Here is a 19,040-nt window from a genome sequence, read left to right as displayed (position 1 = left end):
TTCATCACCTTAAATTAAGTCTTCTAAATCTTTCTGCATTTGTGCTAAATCACGTTGATTTTCACTGATTGTATCAGCATTCTGTTTACTTTCTGTTTTACTATCATCGAATATTTCTGCAAGCGACTGCTGTATGAGTTCTTTTGCTAATGCGTGGTTTTCAGCAATTTCTCTCATAGCATTGTCTTTTGTTGCAACCACATGGTTTTCAGCTATAAATCGTTGTGCTTGTTGAAGATTCATAGTCTCGTTTTTCTTATCAATTATTTTTCGGTCACTTTCTTCTTTTAACTTTTTGGCGATGAATTTATCAATAATATTTAGAATAATTGAACCAATTAATCCCGAAACTAAACTTGAGAGAAATAATCCAATCATATTTGCTAACGTACCAATCATGGGAATCTGAATTTGCATCCCTGGAACAGATAATAAAAATTTTTCGAACACTTCTCCTAAGAAAATTGCACTACCACCGACTAAGCCAGCTGTAATAATTTTGCCAACTTGTGCAACTTTGACCGCCAATGGTTTATTCTTATTACTCTGCAAAAAATTCACAGCATTAATAACCGATGAAACACCTTGCTTGATTAAGCTTGAAAGTTTCTTGAATGCGCTGACAATTGGTCCAAATATTTCAGACAAAATAGTACCAATCAACGTCGATACACCGTTTTGGACAACGCTTAGAATTTTTGAAAAGAATGATTTTAACGATTCTCTCATTCCAGTTAAGAATCCATTAAACGACTTAGCCTTCGTTTTAATAAAACGAACTAAACCGTTTATGATTTCTTTGAGCAACGTAAATAATGCTGAAATAGCCATTGTCTTTAAAGTATCTTTTCCGACCTTTTTCCCAACTTCTTTCGCCGCATTAATATGAATATCTCTATTAATTGCTTTTCTTGCTTCCTTATCGGCTTTCATCATCAAATCATCATCCGCGGCGAGTTTGTCATTTAATAGTTTGTTATTTTTTTCTATTTGCCAACGTTTTTCAGTCTCAGATTTATTAGATTCCATAACCTTCTTACTTGCTCTTTCATTTTGTGTAATAAGTGTTTTTTCTCTAGTTTCACGCGTTTCAACATATTTTTTAATACTTTTGGCACCTTTACTCTTGTTTAACGATTCATTGGTAGGTTTTAAATTCTCTTGCTTATTTGCAAGATCGGCCACACTTAAATTGGCCTGCTTTCTTCGTTGGTTATCATATAATTCTTTTTTTGATACAACATGATCTAAATTAGCTTTCTCCCCAGATTTTAAGTCTCTTCCTGTGTATGCGTCCTTCAATTTTCCAGCTTGTTGTTGTTCCTTCATGGTCTTATTTGCTTCTATATATCGTTTATCTTGCATAACCTTTTTATCAATATTATCCTTATACGGCTCAGGATGTTCTCTATCGTATTTTTGGATTAATGACTCATTAGTCATGTCGAGACCAATTTGATTTCCGAACTGTTTCCAAATTTCATCAAGGACTGTTTTACCTAATGAGTCCGGATCAGAGATTTTTTCTCTACCTGCCTCCAATAGATTCAAATCAGAAAAACTTTCTTCGAGACGTTTCGATAAAGAACCTTCAATTTCTTCAAAATCAAAGTCAGCTTCTATTTTATCAAGTTCGATGTTTTGATTTGCGGTGTTCGAAATCATGGATTATCCCTCTCATTCATTCAGACATTAGATTATGCAATAAAGAATCTATCAACTTGAGACATCTAACACGCCAACTTCCCCCTCTGACTGCAAATATGCATTGAATTGTTCCATATGATTATTTAGCTCCCTCTAAGCAACAAGATTTATAGCAATTTCCAAATCAGGATATATGAACTAGTACAATAAGTTTATCGGGTTCTGAATAATAGGCTTAAAGTATTTTTATATAGATTTTTTTATTATTTGTAGAAAATAGCCAAAGCAATAATCCATTCAATAAAATTTCAATTTGCTCTTTCCTATCTGCTCTGCATATCCTTTGTGTGAATAAGTATCGGATCTATGTATGATGCAACTGCACTTTCTGCCACGTCTTTCTTTAGCCATCCCCCATACTTTCAATAGGAGGATTCCGTCATTCCCTTGAAATGATCAATTAGTAATTTGTAAGATTCTCGCTCTCCATCTTTTCGCTCCGCCACGGCGCATGACAGAATCGGATAGGTAATTTGATGATCTTCGTCGAGGCCGTCAAAGAGGATGTTGAATGCGACGCCTTTTTGATTGCTGCTTTTGGTGTAAACGCGCTGCATGAAGTAAGGCAGCCAGAATTCCGGAGACTCATAACTAGATGAGCGGTCCCAGGTGACTCCATGGTCGCCCACTGCTGTCCAGCCTTTTCTATTGAATTCACCTTCGATGACTGAGATGAGTTTTCCCACTCCTGTGTAGATTTTGACCATCTCGTCGTAGACATGTTTCATTTCTTCTCCAATGCTCATTGCGTGTCCCTCCAGAAATAGTGTTTCGGCTGAATCAGTTTGGCTGGTGGATGGAAGCCTTGAAATGATGTAAGTCCTTTGCGCTGCAGTAAATCGCGTAGATCTTCAAGCAGGAAACGTTGTCCGTCATCGAGAATTTGAGCTTCAAGTGTCTCTTTAGCGACATCGAAAGCAGTTTGCCAGTTCACCCAGTAAAGGGAATGGGCATCCGGGTCATGCTTAAGCAGTTTATTGAGTGAATCATCGGTTATTTTTCTTGGCAGCGTATCATGCGCGGTAACAAACAGGAGAAAACGATGGTCGGATTCGTGCAGCATTTGCTTCTGCTGCTTGTTGAGATCCATCTCGTTTTTCATCAGATCGACGTATTGCTCGGCCAATTGATCGCCATCATATGCCTTGAACTCCTGCTTTGATTGCGTACGATTGGCGTCACTCCGTCCACTGTAAAATTTTGCTTCAATAATAGTGGCGATTGGCGCCTTGGTCTTGCGCGTGATTAGGATCAGCACATCCGGCTCGCGTTTGTAGCGCGTGGTTTTCGGCCAGAAGACATAGTCCGCCGTCAGACAATCCGTAAAAACATTGCTGATGGGTTGTCCGGACCGGGTATTGATTGCTTTTCTGAGAAATGGAATGAGTGCTCGATTGACAGGTAGGTAACGAAAAGTGGAGAAAACGTCCGAAGTCAGCAGGTCTTCCTTGGCTTCTAATGTGGGCAGTTTTCCATGAAGCTCGGCAATGGTCATTAGATCACTACTTTCGTAGGAGATGGTTTATCCTAACATTCTCCATATAGCGACTTTTTTTCTTCTTTTTTACAAAAAATAGGATTTTATCCTTCAAAGTACCTGTCTTTAAAGAACATGGATGGTGACCCGTATGAAGATATATCTTTACGTTGTTGTGCTTGAGCCTTGTTGACATTCCTACCTCAGGCATCACACGGCATGGGTTTAATTTTGAATGGAGTATTTGTTTGCTTCTGGATCATTAAAAATGGGGGATCATAAACGGAAAGCTGTATAGCTGGCTTTACTGCTGATGCTGATTTTAGTTCTTATTGTTTTTTAGGGGCTGATCGCGCAACCGAAACAATGGATTTTACTTGCTGTTTCGTCCTACTAAGCTTAAAAATATATCTTCAAAAATTCATGGCGTTTATTATAAGTACTTTCAATGTTTTGATGTGTTAAAAAATATATAGCCACTACCGTTTTCAACAAACAGAATACGGAGTGGCTGTGTAAATTCCTATAGACACACAAAATCGACAGCAATGGTCTTGTTTATTGATTTTTTATTATAGCTTTTCCCATCTTGACTTCCTTTTGGATCCTGTATTGCTTATCGTATTATCTTTACACGACATTTCATATATAAGATTATTGATTTTACTAAGTTTTTGTTTTTCACTTAATGCGTCAGAAACTTTATCCATTAATAAATCATTGATATCCTGTCTTGATGCCGAGCCGTATTCTTCAATGAATGACAGGATCAATCTCTTGTAGTGTTGGTTATCAAAAGCACGATTCTTTATATATGATGACTTATCATCGGTTAATTTTGCGATTCGTGATGATACATATACGTTTGGATATCTTCCTTCAACTAGGTGTTTCTTTCGTAGCTCATTTACTATATCCTTATCAACCATCTGTTTTTTTTGTATCCGATCAAGTGCCATAACCATAGATAGATCAAGATCAGATCGATTAATCAAGACATTTGTATAATTGGCATCCAATATTTTCCCAAAAATGGTTACTTTCACTTTTTCATGTTCATTCAAATCATACTCAGGCAACGGAAGAAATCTACTCTTCTGTTGTAAAAACATTTTCTTAATGCCACTGCCTATCGTATCGATCATATTTAAATTTACCATTACACTGGCTAGCCATGGATTCCTATAGAATTCCTGTGGAGCATCTTGCTTAATTACATTCTCCACAGTTTTAGGTATAAATCTGCCCAAATTTGTAAAAAGTAATTCATCAGGGTATTCAACAACATTAATTCGTCCGCATAATTCATAATCCTGATGAGCGATAAAGTTATGCAAGGCCTCCCGAATAACATAGGAGTCATACTTGTCTATTTCAAGTGGAAATAAACTTTGCCCTGGCATTTGTCTAATCTTTAAATTACGTATTTTACCAAATAACCGACTGGTATTTAATAAAAACGGAGGACCAAAATGCTCATAATCCTGTCCAATGTTCTGATCATTTCTTAAGATCCAACTCATTTTTGCTATAGATGGTAATAGAAATGCCTCTGACTCAGGCTTTCCCAGCAAAATTATTGCCGCATTGGTTATGTTGCCTTTTATCGTTACTTTAGCTTTATTGAGAAAGACAATATCATCCCATTGATCAACTTCACTTTGAAGATCTGGATGCCTTCTTTTTATATTCGTCTCTTGCTTTCTCAATTGGGTGCTTATCTAAATCATTAATCGTTGCTTCAGAGCAAATCTCTGCTGACCAGTCATGATTTCTCGCTTCACCCCGAATTAAATCAATTTCATTCAATTTTAAGGGACCTAAAGATTCTCCATCTCTACCAAAAAAATGACCATTCCAAGAAGTTGGAATTCCTTTAAGAGCTGCAGGAATTTCAAACATGATCACTCTCTCGCCCGCTACTGCTAATTCATGAATTTCGTTAAAAGTCAACCCATTTGTCCGACTTGCAATTTCTAACTTTAATTGGTCAAGCTGCGCACGATTTTCTCTATAATGTGTTCCTATGATCTCTCTCGTTTTATCCACTACACCAAATACCAACCACCCTTTAGATTGTGCTTTTAGATTGGCTTCGTTACTGAGTGCAGAAAAGTACTGACCAATTTTATCGAAGGTGTAATCTTTCTTTGCCTCTTTAAATTCAAACCATTCATTTTCAGAAGGTAAAGAAATCAGATGTTGCAATATTTTTTTAAATCCAAATCATTCCGCTCCCAACTGATTCTTTTTGAATGATTGCTTCTCAAAATTCACCTATTCATCAGCTTTTTATTACTTTTTATTTCTAATGCAACATTAACTAAGTAATAAAAAAAGGGCTTTAAAACAGCATTTTCGATATTTTTTTCTTTTTATTATAACTATTTTATTACTAAGTATAACTAAAACCCTTTTCATTGTCTCAGTTTTCAGACTCGTTATTCAATCATAGCTTCCTGCTCCAGTTTCACTTTGTGCTCCAGCATGAAAGACAGGCACGAGTAACAATCTGATAACTCCGGAACTTCCAGTAATCCTTTCAACATTTCAAGATAGGCTCCTTTAATGGGAAGGGTATAAGCTGAATAGTTCATCAGCTCCTGTTCATTCATTCGGTATGGATAAAGATCCGGGAAGAAATCTTTCCGTACTCTTGCCAGGATTCGAAATCCCCCCAGATCGATATCACTCCAATGATAAATGTCCCCTGTTGAATTCGCTGCTTGACTGAGTTTCTGAAAGAACGCCCATTTGCTGGACTATGGCGAAGTCTTGGGGGGATTATTTTCTGTTTTTAGATGGCACAATAATCAGCACAAGCACCGCAAATTGCATCATTAGGGAAGATGCCTCATGTGTCGTCATTGACCGCACCTCCCTCATACAAAAGAGAGGCACGGCAACCGCCCATGAATTTTTATTGTCCTATGAACAGCATTAGCCAAGAACGTATATTCCCGTAGATTTAATTGTTTATTTCTTATAACGTAATCGCATTGAATGGCATAATTCGGATACTCAAGCGCATTCATCGAAGAATGTGCGGCTAAGATATGGATAGGATGAATGCAGCTTAACTTAAGCAATGTTCTTCTGCTTTACGCCCCGCGCTGGACGTCGCTGTGCAGCTGTTGGATGTTTTTTAGGATCTTTTTTGATTGAGATTCTAGTGCGGTAATGGCTTTGGCTTCTTGACCGGAAAATTGATGGACGGTGTCTTGGAAGAGTAGTTCCATTTCTTCTAGGGTGTCGGCGGCTGCGCCGTTGTAGGTGATGACGTCGGCGTAGCGGTCATTTTTAAAAATGGCGTTCTCAATAAAGGGTGCGTATTCCGCAGTCAGGTTGGGAAGGTAGGCATTGAGGTAGGCGATCCCTTTTTTGAGGGCATGAACGGTGTCTGCGAAATCGTCCAATGGCTTCATGGCATGGCGGATTTTTCGATTAATCTGGTCGTCCCAATCGGTAAACCATGCAACCAGCATGGTTGGCAGCGATCCGTACCAGATGGCGTGACCAGCAAATTTGAGGCCGCAGGAAATGGATTCGGAGATGCCTTCCAAGGTAGTTAATGCCCCATAAATGGTGCCTGCGATCGAGTTCAGCTTCGCTTGTAACTCAATCATGAGTTCGCTTTTTGCGTGACCGACTTGAAGCGCTTTCGTTTTTGTTTTATAAGGCAGATACTTTGATGATTCAAGGGCAGCGACTGCGGAGGAATGAACAGCGCTTTGGTGGGATGGAGCCGCTCCACTGCGGATTCCCACCGCTATAGCAACATCGGTTGCCTGAAAATTTCTGCCGGTTTCTCTGACCTGTTTCCGATAGGCTTCAATCTGACGGTACAGCTTTTTATGGTTCTTGCCGACAATGACTTCATGTTTATAGAATGCGTCAGCAACGGCATCAACGGCGCCTGTCGCTTCATCCGCAATCAAGTGCGGAATGTCGTGCTTCACGATCTTGGACGTATTGCGACTGAATTGATCAAAATGATGGCGCAGCTCATGAACCGAGCGCAGGGCTTGGTCAATTAATCCGGACAAGCCAAGATGTTTTGCCGAGACAAATTTCGCGATTTTTGCCGGTGGGGAGAAGATCGCGGACTCAATCGCACGGACGCAAATATCCACATTCAGCAACTGCTGCTGCAGATGATCGAGCACACTCTGAATCATATATCCACCGGTTGTCATCCCTTTAAACAGCGGGCTGTTGCCAAACCCATCCTCAAGAATCGTCTCAAAGTGTTTTTGAAGCTTCGCCAAGCGACGTGTCCGTTGCGCTTTTTCAGACGCAACAATTTCGTTGGCATTCTGGATATACTCACTCGCACGATTGAGGCGCTCTAACACTTGGCTGCTCAGCGCATCCGCAAGCGTGTCCAAATTTGCTTTGTTGATCTTGATTTGTCCGGACCCGCCTCCGTACAATGGCTCACCGGTCCAAATACTTGTGACAATATGCTCGTCGGCAGCAATAGCGATTTTGCCGTAACCCGGTTCATCTTTTTTGCCGATTTCAATATATTGCGGACCGTCGCCATTATAGCCCACATGATTTGAAGCAAACGCTCTGGAGAAATGAGGCACCCCAGAATTAATTCGATAGATTCTGCCGGGAAAACGATCGCTCAGATTTAACCCCAGCTCACCACGCGTCAGACCGTCATACTTGGTGAAATAGTTGGTGACATTCGGATACTTGTGATTCGTTTTCACCATGCCTTCCGGTAAAATAGCCGGATCGAGCGTCACGGCACGAACGTTCTTGTGATGGACCGCTACTGCATTTGCAAGCGCGCCGCCCAAGGAATTGCCGCACACAGATTTTCCCCATATTTTTCATTCAGCCGATCAAAATAAGTGCGCGCAGCCTTTAGTTGTTCCGGTTCTGCGCTATTCAGAAGTTGGATGTCGGTGATTAAATCCATAGGCTGCTTTTTATCAGTTCCGACGAAAACGACCGTGAATTCGCCTGTTCCGATATTTTGAACGGTCATTGCATTAAGCCCATAATTATCTTCTTTGGAGTCTACTATATTTATTACTCTATATTTTCTCCCATTGACATAAACAGAGTTGTTATTATATAGATGATATGCATGATATCCTGCTAATTCAACTAAATCTTCATCCATTGTTGGATTAATTAATTTTTTTATTCTCTTCTTGACTATTGTGATCATTGTCCGTCACCTCCATTTCAGTACTTAATAATCTCATGAGGAACACTTCTCTCCAACATATGTTTCTGATTCCCTCGTCCAGTTCTTTTCCCTATTTGATTATCATGAAGGTATATACTGTATGATCCAGGTGGAAAGTCCTTCATTTTATCAATAACTGAAACTAGTTGTTGAAATGCCTTCTTATCTGGATTTGTATCCGGTGTTTTCATAAACAGCTGAACTGCTACATAGGCGTATTGGGGATCAATCTTTGCATTCTTCAATGCTTTCTTCCACTCACTTTTTGTCCAATCTGGATGCTCTAAATACATGCGAATCACATTCACAGAAATCGCATCATCAATAATTGTTGTGTAATAAAAGACCGTACTAAAACCACGGCCACCTATATTTTCCTCAGCCTCTTTTGTGACCCCTACCACTGGATACTTTTTTGTGAATCTTTTCAAATAATCATCTAGGTTTTGAAATTCTCGATCATAAACCATCGCATATATACCGCCTCGGATTGCCTCTTCAACCTTCCCCTTTTCTGAGATCACATTATCCGTATCAACTTTCTGATCATTGATTGGAACAACGGCATGTGCATAAAAATGCGGTTCACCTATTGATTCCACAAACACAGTCACGCCATATTTGTTGCCAACGAGGTTATGGACTTTGACTTTGGTTTTATATTTCTTTAAAAAGAACTGTTCGGCAGCTTTTACAACCTCAGCGCGGTGGGCTTCCGCGATTTTATCGTTTTCCTCACCGCCATCGAGTGAGTAGCCTTGGCCGGTGTACTTTTGCACGCTTATAAAATTGTTTTCATAGTGTTTTTCTTGTTCTTTCTTCGTCGATGAAGTGCCTTGATGGTCATTTTCCAAAGTGGAGCAGCCTCCTAAGAGTATGGATAGGATAAGCGTGGGGATCACGAGTTTCATAGTCTTCAATGGATGAGCCTCCCGATATGGAGTTAGGTATGGGGTTGTAATTGATTTCGATTTTAATCCATTTTAACGCTGCACAATAAGATTGTGGCTATTTTGTGGCTTTATTTTATGAAAATGAGGATTAAGTCCTGTTTTTTAAGCAAGCGTTTATGGCCATTTCCATCTATTTAAGTGCTTTACAAAGTTTAGCAATTGTCATTTGAACGATCTGATCGCTATTCTTGATCGCTTATTCGATAGTTTTTCAGTAGTTTTTTTGCCAATTCTGTTCCTTCTTCCGAAAGGTAAACGGATTTCGCTTTATGACTTCCGCTGAGCAGTTCCTCTTTTGCGAGTTCATTCAGTGTGTCGAAGTCATAGCCCTTCCAGCTTCTTCGATAGCTGTAACCATCGTCGCGCTCTTCCCATGAAGTCAAATACAGCAACATCAGTGTTAAGTCCTTTACTAGGCGTTTTTCAGAATCATTGCTCATGTCCGACGCTCCCTTTTGATTTTGTTCGATCCGTATCGCTTATTCATGTTGCTGATTACTCTATTCATTCTATACCCTCAATGGTACAATCTGCTTCATCGGTCGCAAAATACGTTTGCTGGCTTAAGTTCAACGCGCAGGTATCAATTATTTAATGGTCAATAGCGGGCAAGTGTATTGATTAATTTTGAAGAAAGCCTGTGATCATGCATGATTTATCAATTAAAAATTGTTTTAAAGGAGTACGACCAGCTGCTGTGGATACGGCTGCAATTGGATGAAACCGTAACCTTTGCAACGTTATATGATGCGATTTGCTATGCGTTTGATTTGTCTGCTCAAGGGACACATCACTTTGTGCTTTCGCCTGCTGATGCCCCCGACCGCTCGCTGCTGCAATGCGAGCAGCAGTGTCGCTTTTCCGATTGCTTTTCCAATTCGCGCGGATTCATGGGGCGGCTTTTCTATCAAGATGAACTGCAAACTATGAAGTTTAATCTTTTCGTTGAACAGATTATTCCTCCGCAAAAAGGGGTTAAATACCCAATGTGTACCACGGTTTCTAAGCATCTCGGTTCCTACATTGCGCATCATAAGCCATGGGTTTATGATCCCTATGAAAAAGATCTTGTTCAAGTCTATGAGCCGATACGCTCGCGGTCCGAACTCACCACGAGTATAAACGCACACTTACACGAGGACGGATTAAATCCGTTTCTTGACCTTTAAAGCCGCAGCGTTGACTCGTCCTCTCTCGCCACCCTGTCTAAATTTGCCAGTTTCTCTTATAATAGAATTGGAAACCGCTTTTTTGTTGGCAAAAATTTAGCCAATTGATCGATTAATTTACCGGAGGTCTGGCGATGAACATACAATTAAAAATTTCGATAAAGGGCAGTAAGCCGCCGGTTTGGATGCGGCTTCAAGCAGACAGTATGGTTACAGTCGGCGAGCTGCATGCGTACATCAATGACGTCATCAGTTATCTCCATGAAGACGCAATCATTGAGCTGCCGAAACGCCTCGGCTATTCCGTTGATTCTGAAAAAGTTACGGTTGCATTTGTCAGTTTTGGTCAGGAAGAAGATCCGCTGTATGAAGCTCATTCCGGTATTTTCAACGAGGATACATCATTCGTTTCCGATTACTTAATTGAGCCCGGAGATAAGGGGCGCTGTTTTCTTCCCGATCGACCGGAGCAAATCGAGATTTTACTTGAGCCCTTAAAAAGTCCGGTTGATGATCGCTTGCCTTGCTGCATCAAATGCGGTAAAGGGATGATCACTTTTTTTAATGATCAGCTCGTCACGGATGATCCTGATGAGGAACCGATTCTGGATCAGCATGATGCGGTGAACGAAGTCAATGAATTATTAAGCATTTATAGGAGGCGTCAAGAACAGGAACCGCTGCCTTTTTCGTTTAAATCCGAATGGCAGAGCGCTTGGCGCATGCTTCTTGATGCTGCAGAAATGTATGCCGCGCATGAACCGTGGCACTGGTTAAATTCAGATCAGATTTTTGCGCTTGAGCTGCCCGATGATTCGCGTCGTTACTATTGTTCCGTGCTTGGTGCAAATGCCGATGAGTTCGGACTTGCGATCTATGTCGGCGATCAGGGGTTGGCAATGCTTGAGCAAATGTTCAGCGGCACGATGCGTACACCCGAAACAGCGCCCGCACAACTGTTCAGCCTGTCGCTGTGCCGCTATGGAACGTTTCCAGATGAGGATCGGCTACTGCTCGATGAATTGGGCGCCGATCTTGAGGCACGCAAATGTTGGCCAATGCTGCGTGTTAAGTCGCCCGGTTACCAAGCATGGATTCCTCAAGGCGAGGAAATCACGCGGTTCACGGAACTCATTCGTAAAGTGACGGCGATCGCTTGGGACCATCAAAAGCAGCCGGATGACGTTCCTTTTTATCAAGAGGGCGCACTTCTGCTTAGAAAATATGGACAAGACGCATCCGGTGCGGAATCATGGGAAGAAGAACAGATTCAACCGAACGCTGAAATGGACGGCTCTTTGCTAAAACAAAATGCACCGCTCTACCCCAACCAAGTTGATCTTCAGCGCTTGAAGAAAAAGGCGCGGCAAAACAGATCCTGGGTCGAAATGGACGGGAACTACACGCCCTTTTCGATTGCATCAACAAATGATGATCCAAGACCAACGCTTCCATGGCTGCAGCTTGCGGTTGATCACTTTACAGGACAAGTTTTGCTCCACGATTTAGCGTCCCCGGATCAATGCTTAACAACGGAGGAGTTTGCACGCACCGCTCAGCAATTTCTCGTCACGTTGATTCAAGAGACAGGACAGCGTCCGAGCGGGATCCTCATCTCAAATCAAGAGCTTTACTACGCGCTCGTTTCGCTGTGCCGAAAACTAGGCATTATCTGCAGCAAATCCGATGAACTACCGAAACTCAGCGAAACGAGAGAAGCCATGTTTGCGGCAATGAGCCGTCAGCCGTAAAGCTGGCTTGTTTTGATGGTCTCGCGTCAGCCGATTACTTACTAAGAAAAGGGTGTCGTCCAACTCCGTTTTTAACTTTGAGACACCCTTTTTGAGCATGCAGGTAATGTGTTTACGAAGAGGCTCGCGGTGCGCCCGCGGCAAGCGAGCAATCGGAGCGTACACAGAGAGAGTTTAAGGACCAAGCACACTTGGTTTTTCTTATAATGATGGACCAACACATTTCCATTGAACAGGTGATTGTCATGACGAAACCGTCCAAAATCATCGGTGGCTTTTTCTCACTTGAACTGCCGAATAAATCGGAATACCACCAGCAGGCAGTGCATCTCAACAGCGCGCGTTATGCGCTCGAGTATGTGCTGCGCGTGCGCCATTATAACAAAATATATTTGCCTGCCTATCTTTGCGACAGTGTCCTGCAACCGATCAAAAGGCTGGGCGTGACGCCTATTTTCTACCCCATTGACGCGCGGTTCGCGCCGGTGCTTGATCGGGATTCGGAGCCGGACACCTGCCTTTATTATGTAAACTATTTTGGTGTGAACGGTAAAAATGTACATGACGTCTGCCGTACAAACGACCGGGTCATCATTGACAATACGCAAGCGTTTTTTGAACGGCCAATCGCTCACGCGGACACGCTGTACTCCGCACGCAAGTTCTTTGGCGTGCCGGACGGCGGTTATTTATATACCGATGCAAAAGAGCGGATTGCGCTAGAACGTGATCCATCCTATTATCGATGCGATGCGCTCTTGAAGCAGATGGATATGGGCAGTGCTTCTGCGGAAGCGCTGTTCCAGCAAAATGAGCATTACCTGGACACATGCGGGATGCATGCGATGGCACGCACAACGCAGCGTATCCTGACAAGCATCGATTATGCCCGCGTACGTGCAGTCCGAAATGCAAATTTGCGTTTCCTGCATGAACACATTGGAAAATACAATCAATTACAAACCGATTTTCGTGACGTCAACGGTCCGCTATGCTATCCGTTTTTAATTGATCGCGGCAGTCAATTGAAGCAGGTTCTGATCGAACAAGGCATTTATACGGATGATTTCTGGGAAGAAACTGCATCGCGCATTCCCGCCGATCGTTTCGAGCATCACTTAGCCGAAAATTTGGCTGCGTTGCCCATTGATCAACGGTACGGACAGGCAGAGATGCAGGTGATCGCTCAGGTCGTCCAGAATTTTATTCGCCGGTAAACACTGCACCCTTGCAAGGGTATAAATCTTTTCCATCATTCACCACACCCGCAGCATCTCAGCAACTTTTTGCGGATCGGCACGACCGTTTTTCAGAAACACTTGCGGAAACCCGGCACCGTAGCCGCGAATATTTTCTTCTCCAAAAATAGCGGCAACTCGGCTGCACGTGCTGGCTAAACTGGCGTTGGGGTGCGCGCTGCAGAACGCGTGCAGCGCCTGACCGTACATCCAGCCCTCTGTTGCGTGCGGATCAAAATTAATGATCGAACACTTGACCTGTTCCCCGTCCATTTTCCGCCGCGCCGACAGCATGATTCGGTCAATAAAATCATCGTCTGGAAGTGAATAGCCGGCAAAAATAATATGGCGCGCATGTTCGATAGCAACACGCATATCGTTCTGAATTTCCTGAATGAATGACGGCTGCTCAGGTTTTAGTTGCGACTGCATCGCGATTGCCGTATGATGCGTCTCGGTGATCGTGCCGCAATACGTGCATTGAACCGCATCAAAAATTCCCGCCTCTATCGCCTTTTTCTCCTCGCGTGAACGCGGTTTTTGCTGAGACAGCGACGGCAAAATTTGTGGCGGAAACAGGCAGGGCGAATCGATCCGCCATTCATCGCCTAAATAAAAGGTCAGTTTGCCGCATTTCGGGCATCTGCGAAATCCGTGACAGCCATGTGGAAAATAGAATTTTCCGATTCGAACCCGCCGTCCGGTTGGATAGCGCAGGTCATTGAGCTGCTGCACGGCCGTCTCGTTCATCGGAAACCAAGCAGCAGGCGTTGCGCCGTCAACTTGACGCACCGCAATAAAATGAGCAAGATCGTTAAACAATTTCATCGGTTCGTCGTATTTGCCGATTTTCCCGGCAGCTGCCATATTTTGTTCCTTATGACTGTTAAAAATCAGCCAAAGTAAAAGCGGGTCCCAATTCATTGAAACCACAGCATAACTAAACAAGTAAAACGCGCGATCGTCGAGCGAAATCCCTTTTGCTGCGCGGCTCAGCCCTTCCTCATGCATACGCTTAGCAAGGAGCAACGTAAATTGATGGTATTGCTGATACATCAGGCGCAAGTTCTGATCATGCAGCAACTTTTGATAACCAACTGCATGAATCAGCTGCGTCAGCATCAATAATGTGCGCCTGGCAGCGATCAAGCGGTCCAGTGTGATAAACCGGTCCCCGACTTCAATGCCTTGATGCGCATGAATATGCAGATCCAGCAAATTAAAAAGGTCGTCGAGGCTAAAGTGATGCTCTGAATTTCTCGGACAGCGCTCAATCGCCAATTTGACGGCGTTCCAGTCATAGAGCATTTGCAGATGGTGCGCACGTGCCTTTGGAATGCCGAGAACTTCGCTTGCCGTTTGTTCTCCGTCCGGATCCTCAAAGTTGATCAGCTTTAGTAAAGCATCTAATTCGCGCCGCACCTGCTCCTCGGCTTCCGGCAGCGTCTGATCAATGGCCGCGCGCAAATTTTTGTTATGCTCCGCAAGCGTTTGAAAGATTTGCCCAAGCTCACTCGTTGTCTTGATGTTAAGCGGCTGTGTTGTCCCCGCACCCCAAAAAATTACGATTTTCGGCCAGTAAGGGGTATAGTTCTTAACGTTCGACATTCATCTCTTCTTCCTTCGCTCTTCGTCCAGTATTGTGCAGTTAGTTTACCCGCTTGCCGTCCAATTAACAGCAAGATTCACGTAGTCGTCGTTTATGAGGTTTGAACGTTAACGGCCAATCTTTTCAGCTCCAATAAATGAAACACGGCGTTGCAGGAAACAGTATGCAGTAAACACGTTAAACTTAAGGACACTACCTGTAAAATGAAAGGGGCGACTCGCGATGCAAGCCGTAAAAGTAACGCATTCACTGCTTAACTTGATCTTAAAAATACCGGGAATAAAAGTGAATCGTAACGATTTCTTTCAGCGTACGTTTGCAAACGAAGATAGCGAACGTTTGCTTGACGAAGGACCGCTGCGCTATTTCGGCCGAGCTGAGCTTGATCGGCGGGCAGAGCTGCTGATAAAAAACGCAACCTGGCGAAGCTCGACGATCTCGTTTGCCACCGGCATGCCTGGAGGGTTGGCGATTGCAGCAACCCTTCCCGCAGATACGACGCAGTTTTACGCAGTTGCACTCCGTCTTGCCCAAGAGCTCGGCTATCTTTATGGTCGCGAAGAGCTTTGGGACGCCTCGACAGAAAAAGGCCGTGAAACCCTGCTGCTCTACTTAGGCGCGATGCTCGGCGTCAGCGGAACTGGAGCGATGCTGCGCGTTTTATCATCAAAGCTCTCTACGCGCGTCCTTGAATGTATCCCGCAAAAGGCGCTTGAGCAAACGCTCTATTATCCGCTGATTAAAAAAGTCGCTGCATTTTTCGGAAAGAAGATCAGCAAGCGTACCTTTGCACGAGGCGTATCCAAAGCCGTGCCCATATTAGGCGGCGTCGCCTCCGGCGGGCTGACCTATGCGACCATGAAAACAATGGCGCGAAGGCTTCAAAAAGAACTTGCCCTCGGACTGAATGATACTCCAGCGACATTAGAACGCGATCTCAATCAGCTGAAGCGGCTCATCCCTCCGACCTGACGAGGATTCGCTTCATCCCTAAAGCACACCCGGGAGCGTGTCTAAAATCAAGCGCATCAGAAAAAGGCTCGCCTCCCCCAAGCGGAGTGCGAGCCTTTTCATTCATCATCTATTCAGCTAATGCGCCGATTCTGCTCTCGCATCTGACCAATCTCTGCTTCCAACTCCATCCGCCGTTCCTTCAGAGCATACAGTTCATTGGTGATCTTCTCGGTGAGTTCGACATTGCGTTTGCGCAATTGCTGATACAAGACCAGAATTCTGCGGTTCACATAGCTTAACTTAATACGCAGATCGGTCATTCTTTGCTGCCTGCGTGCTTCCGATTCTTCAAGGTAAGCAAGCAAACGTTCCTTAATCTCTTGCTGCCATTCCACATCCTTAATTTTCTTGGCGTAAAGCAGCAGATCCAAATAGTCATCGACTTTGTCGCAATTTAGATGATTCATCATGGCTGACATCCTCCTTTTCTCTCTCACTCATTGGAACAGTCAATGTAAGCAGCGCTGTTTGAGAAAACAGGACAGAGCATTCGTTTCCTCATCTCGAAAAAATGTGTTTTGTCCATATTATTACGTTAGGAGGAACTTTGTTACAATTTATAATAATTCGAAAAATAAAAGAATAATTCAATTCTATGGGCAAAGCACGACCCGCATTCATTTAATTTGTTTCATTTTAACGCGAAGGCCGTTTTCTGTCAAAAACAATGAAACTTCTTAGCCAAGTGTTTGCCCGTTTAGAGCACCCCTTGCCTCGTCATAGAGCCGAATAATTCCGATTGCATAGGGCAGCAGTTTCAATCCCTGTTCAGACAAGGAAATATATCGGCCATGGCGTACAAATAAAGACACATTTAATTCTTTTTCTAGTGTTTTGATACGCGAACTGACCGATGGCTGAGTCAGATACAGTTTTTGCGCTGCATGGTGAAATCCCTTGTGTTCTGCTACTGCAAGGAACGTTTCGAGCTGCTCAATCGTCATGATCATCAATTCCTTTATCGTCGCATCATGCTTTGCACACCTTAATTAAATTTGATCAATCCTCTTTTCCAGACCGTCTTCATGTCCACTATTATCGGGCAGAAGACCGTACGAGCTGTTTTCTTGATAGGTCTTTCTTATTCATATACGATTGAATTTCTGTTTCCTTTTTCGCACTTAAATGAGTAAACTGTATCCCATAATTAATCGCTCGGCGGCCATGCTTCGTTTCTTTGCGTTTCACGATCCCCTTGACATGGATGGGCGTTTCATCCTCTTCCGAGAAAGTGATCGCGACCAAGACTTTTTCCTTTACGGGAAAGTCAATACGGCATCTCATTTTCATCCCACCAATGCTGAGATCAAGCATTTCAGCATCGATCGATTGATTATTTAACCGCTGCAAGGGTTGTTCACCAAAATCAAGGATGCGTACGTGACATTTCTCGCCGTCGAGTTTGATTCGATAATGAGCACGCCGCTCCTTGACTGCTGTCTAGTTATAAAGTCTGCGTCTTAATTCAGTGATTACTTCATGATCACGCGTGATCACTTTGTTGTAATGACGAATACAGCAAATGATCACAATCATTAAACCAACTGCCTCAATCCCTATTCCAAGCAAAAGGTTGAGATTTTCCGCCATTTGGATTCACCTCTTCCGTCCAAAACTTAATCGGACGCGGCTTATGTATTGCAGCACCTTGTCCATACACGACACCAAGGGAACATGCAGAGTGTAAATCACGTTCATTCTCGATCCCCTTTAGGATCAGTTTTACATCAAACCGTTTGCAATAGCGGATAAGAAAACGCACATAAGCTTGTTTTTGATCGGATTGGGCTAAATCCTTCGAAAGATACAGATCGAGCTTCATATAATCAACAGCCAGATCAATCGTGCGGTAGATATTATCGCTGCCTTTTCCCATATCGTCCAATGCGATCGTAAAGCCCATTTTTTTCAATTGTTGTATGGCCGCTCTTAATTCAGAAAGATTGTCGATGGTTTCATGCGCAACAATTTCCAAAATAAGTTGTTTGGCGGGAATCGCATAGCGATGGATGATTTGAAGAAGTATTGGAACGAATCGTGGATTCATCATGGTTGACGGATAAAGAGCGACAAACAGTTTTATAGGCGGCAATAGCCTGCTTTTGCGAAAAGTCTGTACGGCCTTATCCAAAGCGCATACATCAAGTTCAAACAATTTATTTTTCTTCTTTGCCTGCTGAAATGCTTGCTCCGGATTACGAAAAAAATGCGGACGAAACAAGGCTTCTAATCCGGCAATGTCGCCATTGCTTAATTTGATAACCGGTTGATAATGATAGGAAAAGTTCTTACCTCGAAGGAGTTGAAAAAGTCTCATATTTCCATCGCCTCTTTTGATTCAAAACGGCGCCGAAATTGACAGTGGAGTACCAACACCATGAATTCTTTCTTTCGGCAGCCCGGCTGCCCTAGCGCATTGCCTTAGGCCCGTGGCTTTGCGACCTTATCTTTCAATAAGTGTGCCATTTCGATTATACTGTTGTGCATTGTTTATTTTGTCACTTTAGGACTATTGTTTCAAGGCGAAGTAACTAATTAGCCTTTATTATAAAACTTTTCTATCAGTCATCACGGAATAGGAGATGAAAAGGATACCCATCATTTGATAAGCGCGGAATCTCTCCGTCTATTTATCCGATTGGCCGCTTCACTTGATCTCTCAACCGAACCGGATCGGGAATCAGCATCTTTTAAGAAAAACTAAGCTATGCCTAGTCCTTTACCGTCACTCTGAATGCGGCTTTCATTCATCAACAATAGGCTTAAACAACATTTCCGGATCGTGCACAGGACACTTTTAGCGAAAATTCCTCTTTCATGCCACTGATCGTTATCCCACAAAGCAAAAATCATAAACGGCTTTATCTGTGAAAAAATACTTTTTTTAATCGTATTGGCACTTCGTTTCAGATA

18 protein-coding genes, 1 pseudogene and 1 riboswitch are annotated in these 19,040 nt (G+C 43.0%); of the genes and pseudogenes, 4 read left to right on the top strand and 15 right to left on the bottom strand.

Annotated features, from left to right (window positions below; all coding sequences use genetic code 11):
• Positions 1-9: 9 nt before the first annotated feature.
• The 10 genes from K7399_RS01940 to K7399_RS01895 form a co-directional block, all read right to left on the bottom strand.
• The gene (locus tag K7399_RS01940) at positions 10-1,665 is read right to left on the bottom strand and encodes a hypothetical protein (protein ID WP_028977733.1); all 1,656 of its coding nucleotides are present in this window, start codon (positions 1,663-1,665) and stop codon (positions 10-12) included.
• A 404-nt stretch (positions 1,666-2,069) separates the two neighbouring features.
• Entirely contained in the window at positions 2,070-2,453 is a 384-nt protein-coding gene (locus K7399_RS01935) for a hypothetical protein (RefSeq protein ID WP_028977734.1), read from the bottom strand.
• A complete protein-coding gene (locus K7399_RS01930) occupies positions 2,450-3,202 on the bottom strand; it encodes a hypothetical protein (RefSeq protein WP_028977735.1) in 753 nt (250 codons plus the stop codon). Before K7399_RS01930 ends, K7399_RS01935 begins: the two co-directional genes overlap by 4 nt.
• Positions 3,203-3,756: 554 nt before the next feature.
• Complete coding sequence (locus tag K7399_RS01925; RefSeq protein ID WP_223362460.1) at positions 3,757-4,893, bottom strand: ATP-binding protein; 1,137 nt, start codon at positions 4,891-4,893, stop codon at positions 3,757-3,759.
• Complete coding sequence (locus K7399_RS01920) at positions 4,841-5,392, bottom strand: ATP-binding protein (RefSeq protein ID WP_223362459.1); 552 nt, start codon at positions 5,390-5,392, stop codon at positions 4,841-4,843. Before K7399_RS01920 ends, K7399_RS01925 begins: the two co-directional genes overlap by 53 nt.
• Before the next feature lie 233 nt (positions 5,393-5,625).
• Positions 5,626-5,889 carry a Wadjet anti-phage system protein JetD domain-containing protein gene (locus K7399_RS16265; RefSeq protein WP_081791806.1) on the bottom strand — a complete coding sequence of 88 codons (264 nt, stop codon included), beginning with the start codon at positions 5,887-5,889 and terminating at the stop codon, positions 5,626-5,628.
• Between the two features lie 396 nt (positions 5,890-6,285).
• Entirely contained in the window at positions 6,286-8,010 is a 1,725-nt protein-coding gene (locus K7399_RS01910) for an SA1320 family protein (protein ID WP_028977736.1), read from the bottom strand.
• The gene (locus K7399_RS01905; RefSeq protein ID WP_028977737.1) at positions 7,968-8,372 is read right to left on the bottom strand and encodes a hypothetical protein; all 405 of its coding nucleotides are present in this window, start codon (positions 8,370-8,372) and stop codon (positions 7,968-7,970) included. Before K7399_RS01905 ends, K7399_RS01910 begins: the two co-directional genes overlap by 43 nt.
• A gap of 17 nt (positions 8,373-8,389) precedes the next feature.
• Entirely contained in the window at positions 8,390-9,247 is an 858-nt protein-coding gene (locus tag K7399_RS01900) for a DUF1672 family protein (RefSeq protein ID WP_051578059.1), read from the bottom strand.
• Between the two features lie 281 nt (positions 9,248-9,528).
• Entirely contained in the window at positions 9,529-9,786 is a 258-nt protein-coding gene (locus K7399_RS01895) for a DUF6429 family protein (protein WP_028977739.1), read from the bottom strand.
• Positions 9,787-9,996: 210 nt separating this feature from the next.
• Here K7399_RS01895 and K7399_RS01890 point away from each other — a divergent pair, with 210 nt between their 5' ends.
• From K7399_RS01890 to K7399_RS01880, 3 genes are all read left to right on the top strand, one after another.
• Positions 9,997-10,515, top strand: a complete 519-nt coding sequence (locus K7399_RS01890) for an IS1096 element passenger TnpR family protein (protein ID WP_028977740.1) — start codon at positions 9,997-9,999, stop codon at positions 10,513-10,515.
• Positions 10,516-10,649: 134 nt separating this feature from the next.
• Complete coding sequence (locus K7399_RS01885) at positions 10,650-12,266, top strand: DUF7309 domain-containing protein (protein WP_028977741.1); 1,617 nt, start codon at positions 10,650-10,652, stop codon at positions 12,264-12,266.
• 206 nt (positions 12,267-12,472) lie between these two features.
• Complete coding sequence (locus K7399_RS01880) at positions 12,473-13,483, top strand: hypothetical protein (RefSeq protein WP_223362458.1); 1,011 nt, start codon at positions 12,473-12,475, stop codon at positions 13,481-13,483.
• 39 nt (positions 13,484-13,522) lie between these two features.
• On the opposite strand, the gene K7399_RS01875 is transcribed toward K7399_RS01880, so the two are convergent.
• Positions 13,523-15,112, bottom strand: coding sequence for a hypothetical protein (locus K7399_RS01875; RefSeq protein WP_028977743.1), 1,590 nt, complete (start codon positions 15,110-15,112; stop codon positions 13,523-13,525).
• Positions 15,113-15,335: 223 nt separating this feature from the next.
• Here K7399_RS01875 and K7399_RS01870 point away from each other — a divergent pair, with 223 nt between their 5' ends.
• On the top strand, positions 15,336-16,085 hold the full coding sequence (locus K7399_RS01870; protein WP_037563834.1) for a hypothetical protein: 750 nt from the start codon (positions 15,336-15,338) through the stop codon (positions 16,083-16,085).
• Positions 16,086-16,198: 113 nt separating this feature from the next.
• On the opposite strand, the gene K7399_RS01865 is transcribed toward K7399_RS01870, so the two are convergent.
• The 4 genes and pseudogenes from K7399_RS01865 to K7399_RS01850 form a co-directional block, all read right to left on the bottom strand.
• Entirely contained in the window at positions 16,199-16,537 is a 339-nt protein-coding gene (locus K7399_RS01865) for a hypothetical protein (RefSeq protein ID WP_028977744.1), read from the bottom strand.
• A 267-nt stretch (positions 16,538-16,804) separates the two neighbouring features.
• The gene (locus K7399_RS01860) at positions 16,805-17,071 is read right to left on the bottom strand and encodes a LysR family transcriptional regulator (protein WP_028977745.1); all 267 of its coding nucleotides are present in this window, start codon (positions 17,069-17,071) and stop codon (positions 16,805-16,807) included.
• A 91-nt stretch (positions 17,072-17,162) separates the two neighbouring features.
• A pseudogene (locus K7399_RS01855) lies at positions 17,163-17,540 on the bottom strand (PilZ domain-containing protein); the annotation flags it as partial.
• A gap of 136 nt (positions 17,541-17,676) precedes the next feature.
• Positions 17,677-18,444 carry an EAL domain-containing protein gene (locus K7399_RS01850; RefSeq protein ID WP_028977746.1) on the bottom strand — a complete coding sequence of 256 codons (768 nt, stop codon included), beginning with the start codon at positions 18,442-18,444 and terminating at the stop codon, positions 17,677-17,679.
• Between the two features lie 73 nt (positions 18,445-18,517).
• Positions 18,518-18,601: riboswitch (cyclic di-GMP riboswitch) on the bottom strand.
• Positions 18,602-19,040: the final 439 nt, after the last annotated feature.

Origin of the sequence: Sporolactobacillus terrae (assembly GCF_019930545.1) — a bacterium.
Classification (GTDB): Bacteria; Bacillota; Bacilli; order Bacillales; family Sporolactobacillaceae; genus Sporolactobacillus; species Sporolactobacillus terrae.
This window is presented reverse-complemented; position numbering and strand designations above follow the sequence as displayed.

Excerpts from the sequence above, each read along its gene's own strand:
- K7399_RS01885 (WP_028977741.1), top strand. The coding sequence starts at position 10,650 with ATGAACATACAATTAAAAATTTCGATAAAGGGCAGTAAGCCGCCGGTT.
- K7399_RS01895 (WP_028977739.1), bottom strand. The coding sequence starts at position 9,786 with ATGAGCAATGATTCTGAAAAACGCCTAGTAAAGGACTTAACACTGATG.
- K7399_RS01890 (WP_028977740.1), top strand. The coding sequence starts at position 9,997 with ATGATTTATCAATTAAAAATTGTTTTAAAGGAGTACGACCAGCTGCTG.
- K7399_RS01905 (WP_028977737.1), bottom strand. The coding sequence starts at position 8,372 with ATGATCACAATAGTCAAGAAGAGAATAAAAAAATTAATTAATCCAACA.
- K7399_RS01865 (WP_028977744.1), bottom strand. The coding sequence starts at position 16,537 with ATGATGAATCATCTAAATTGCGACAAAGTCGATGACTATTTGGATCTG.
- K7399_RS01940 (WP_028977733.1), bottom strand. The coding sequence starts at position 1,665 with ATGATTTCGAACACCGCAAATCAAAACATCGAACTTGATAAAATAGAA.
- K7399_RS01935 (WP_028977734.1), bottom strand. The coding sequence starts at position 2,453 with ATGAGCATTGGAGAAGAAATGAAACATGTCTACGACGAGATGGTCAAA.
- K7399_RS01860 (WP_028977745.1), bottom strand. The coding sequence starts at position 17,071 with ATGACGATTGAGCAGCTCGAAACGTTCCTTGCAGTAGCAGAACACAAG.
- K7399_RS01880 (WP_223362458.1), top strand. The coding sequence starts at position 12,473 with ATGATGGACCAACACATTTCCATTGAACAGGTGATTGTCATGACGAAA.
- K7399_RS01930 (WP_028977735.1), bottom strand. The coding sequence starts at position 3,202 with ATGACCATTGCCGAGCTTCATGGAAAACTGCCCACATTAGAAGCCAAG.
- K7399_RS01850 (WP_028977746.1), bottom strand. The coding sequence starts at position 18,444 with ATGAGACTTTTTCAACTCCTTCGAGGTAAGAACTTTTCCTATCATTAT.
- K7399_RS01875 (WP_028977743.1), bottom strand. The coding sequence starts at position 15,112 with ATGTCGAACGTTAAGAACTATACCCCTTACTGGCCGAAAATCGTAATT.
- K7399_RS01870 (WP_037563834.1), top strand. The coding sequence starts at position 15,336 with ATGCAAGCCGTAAAAGTAACGCATTCACTGCTTAACTTGATCTTAAAA.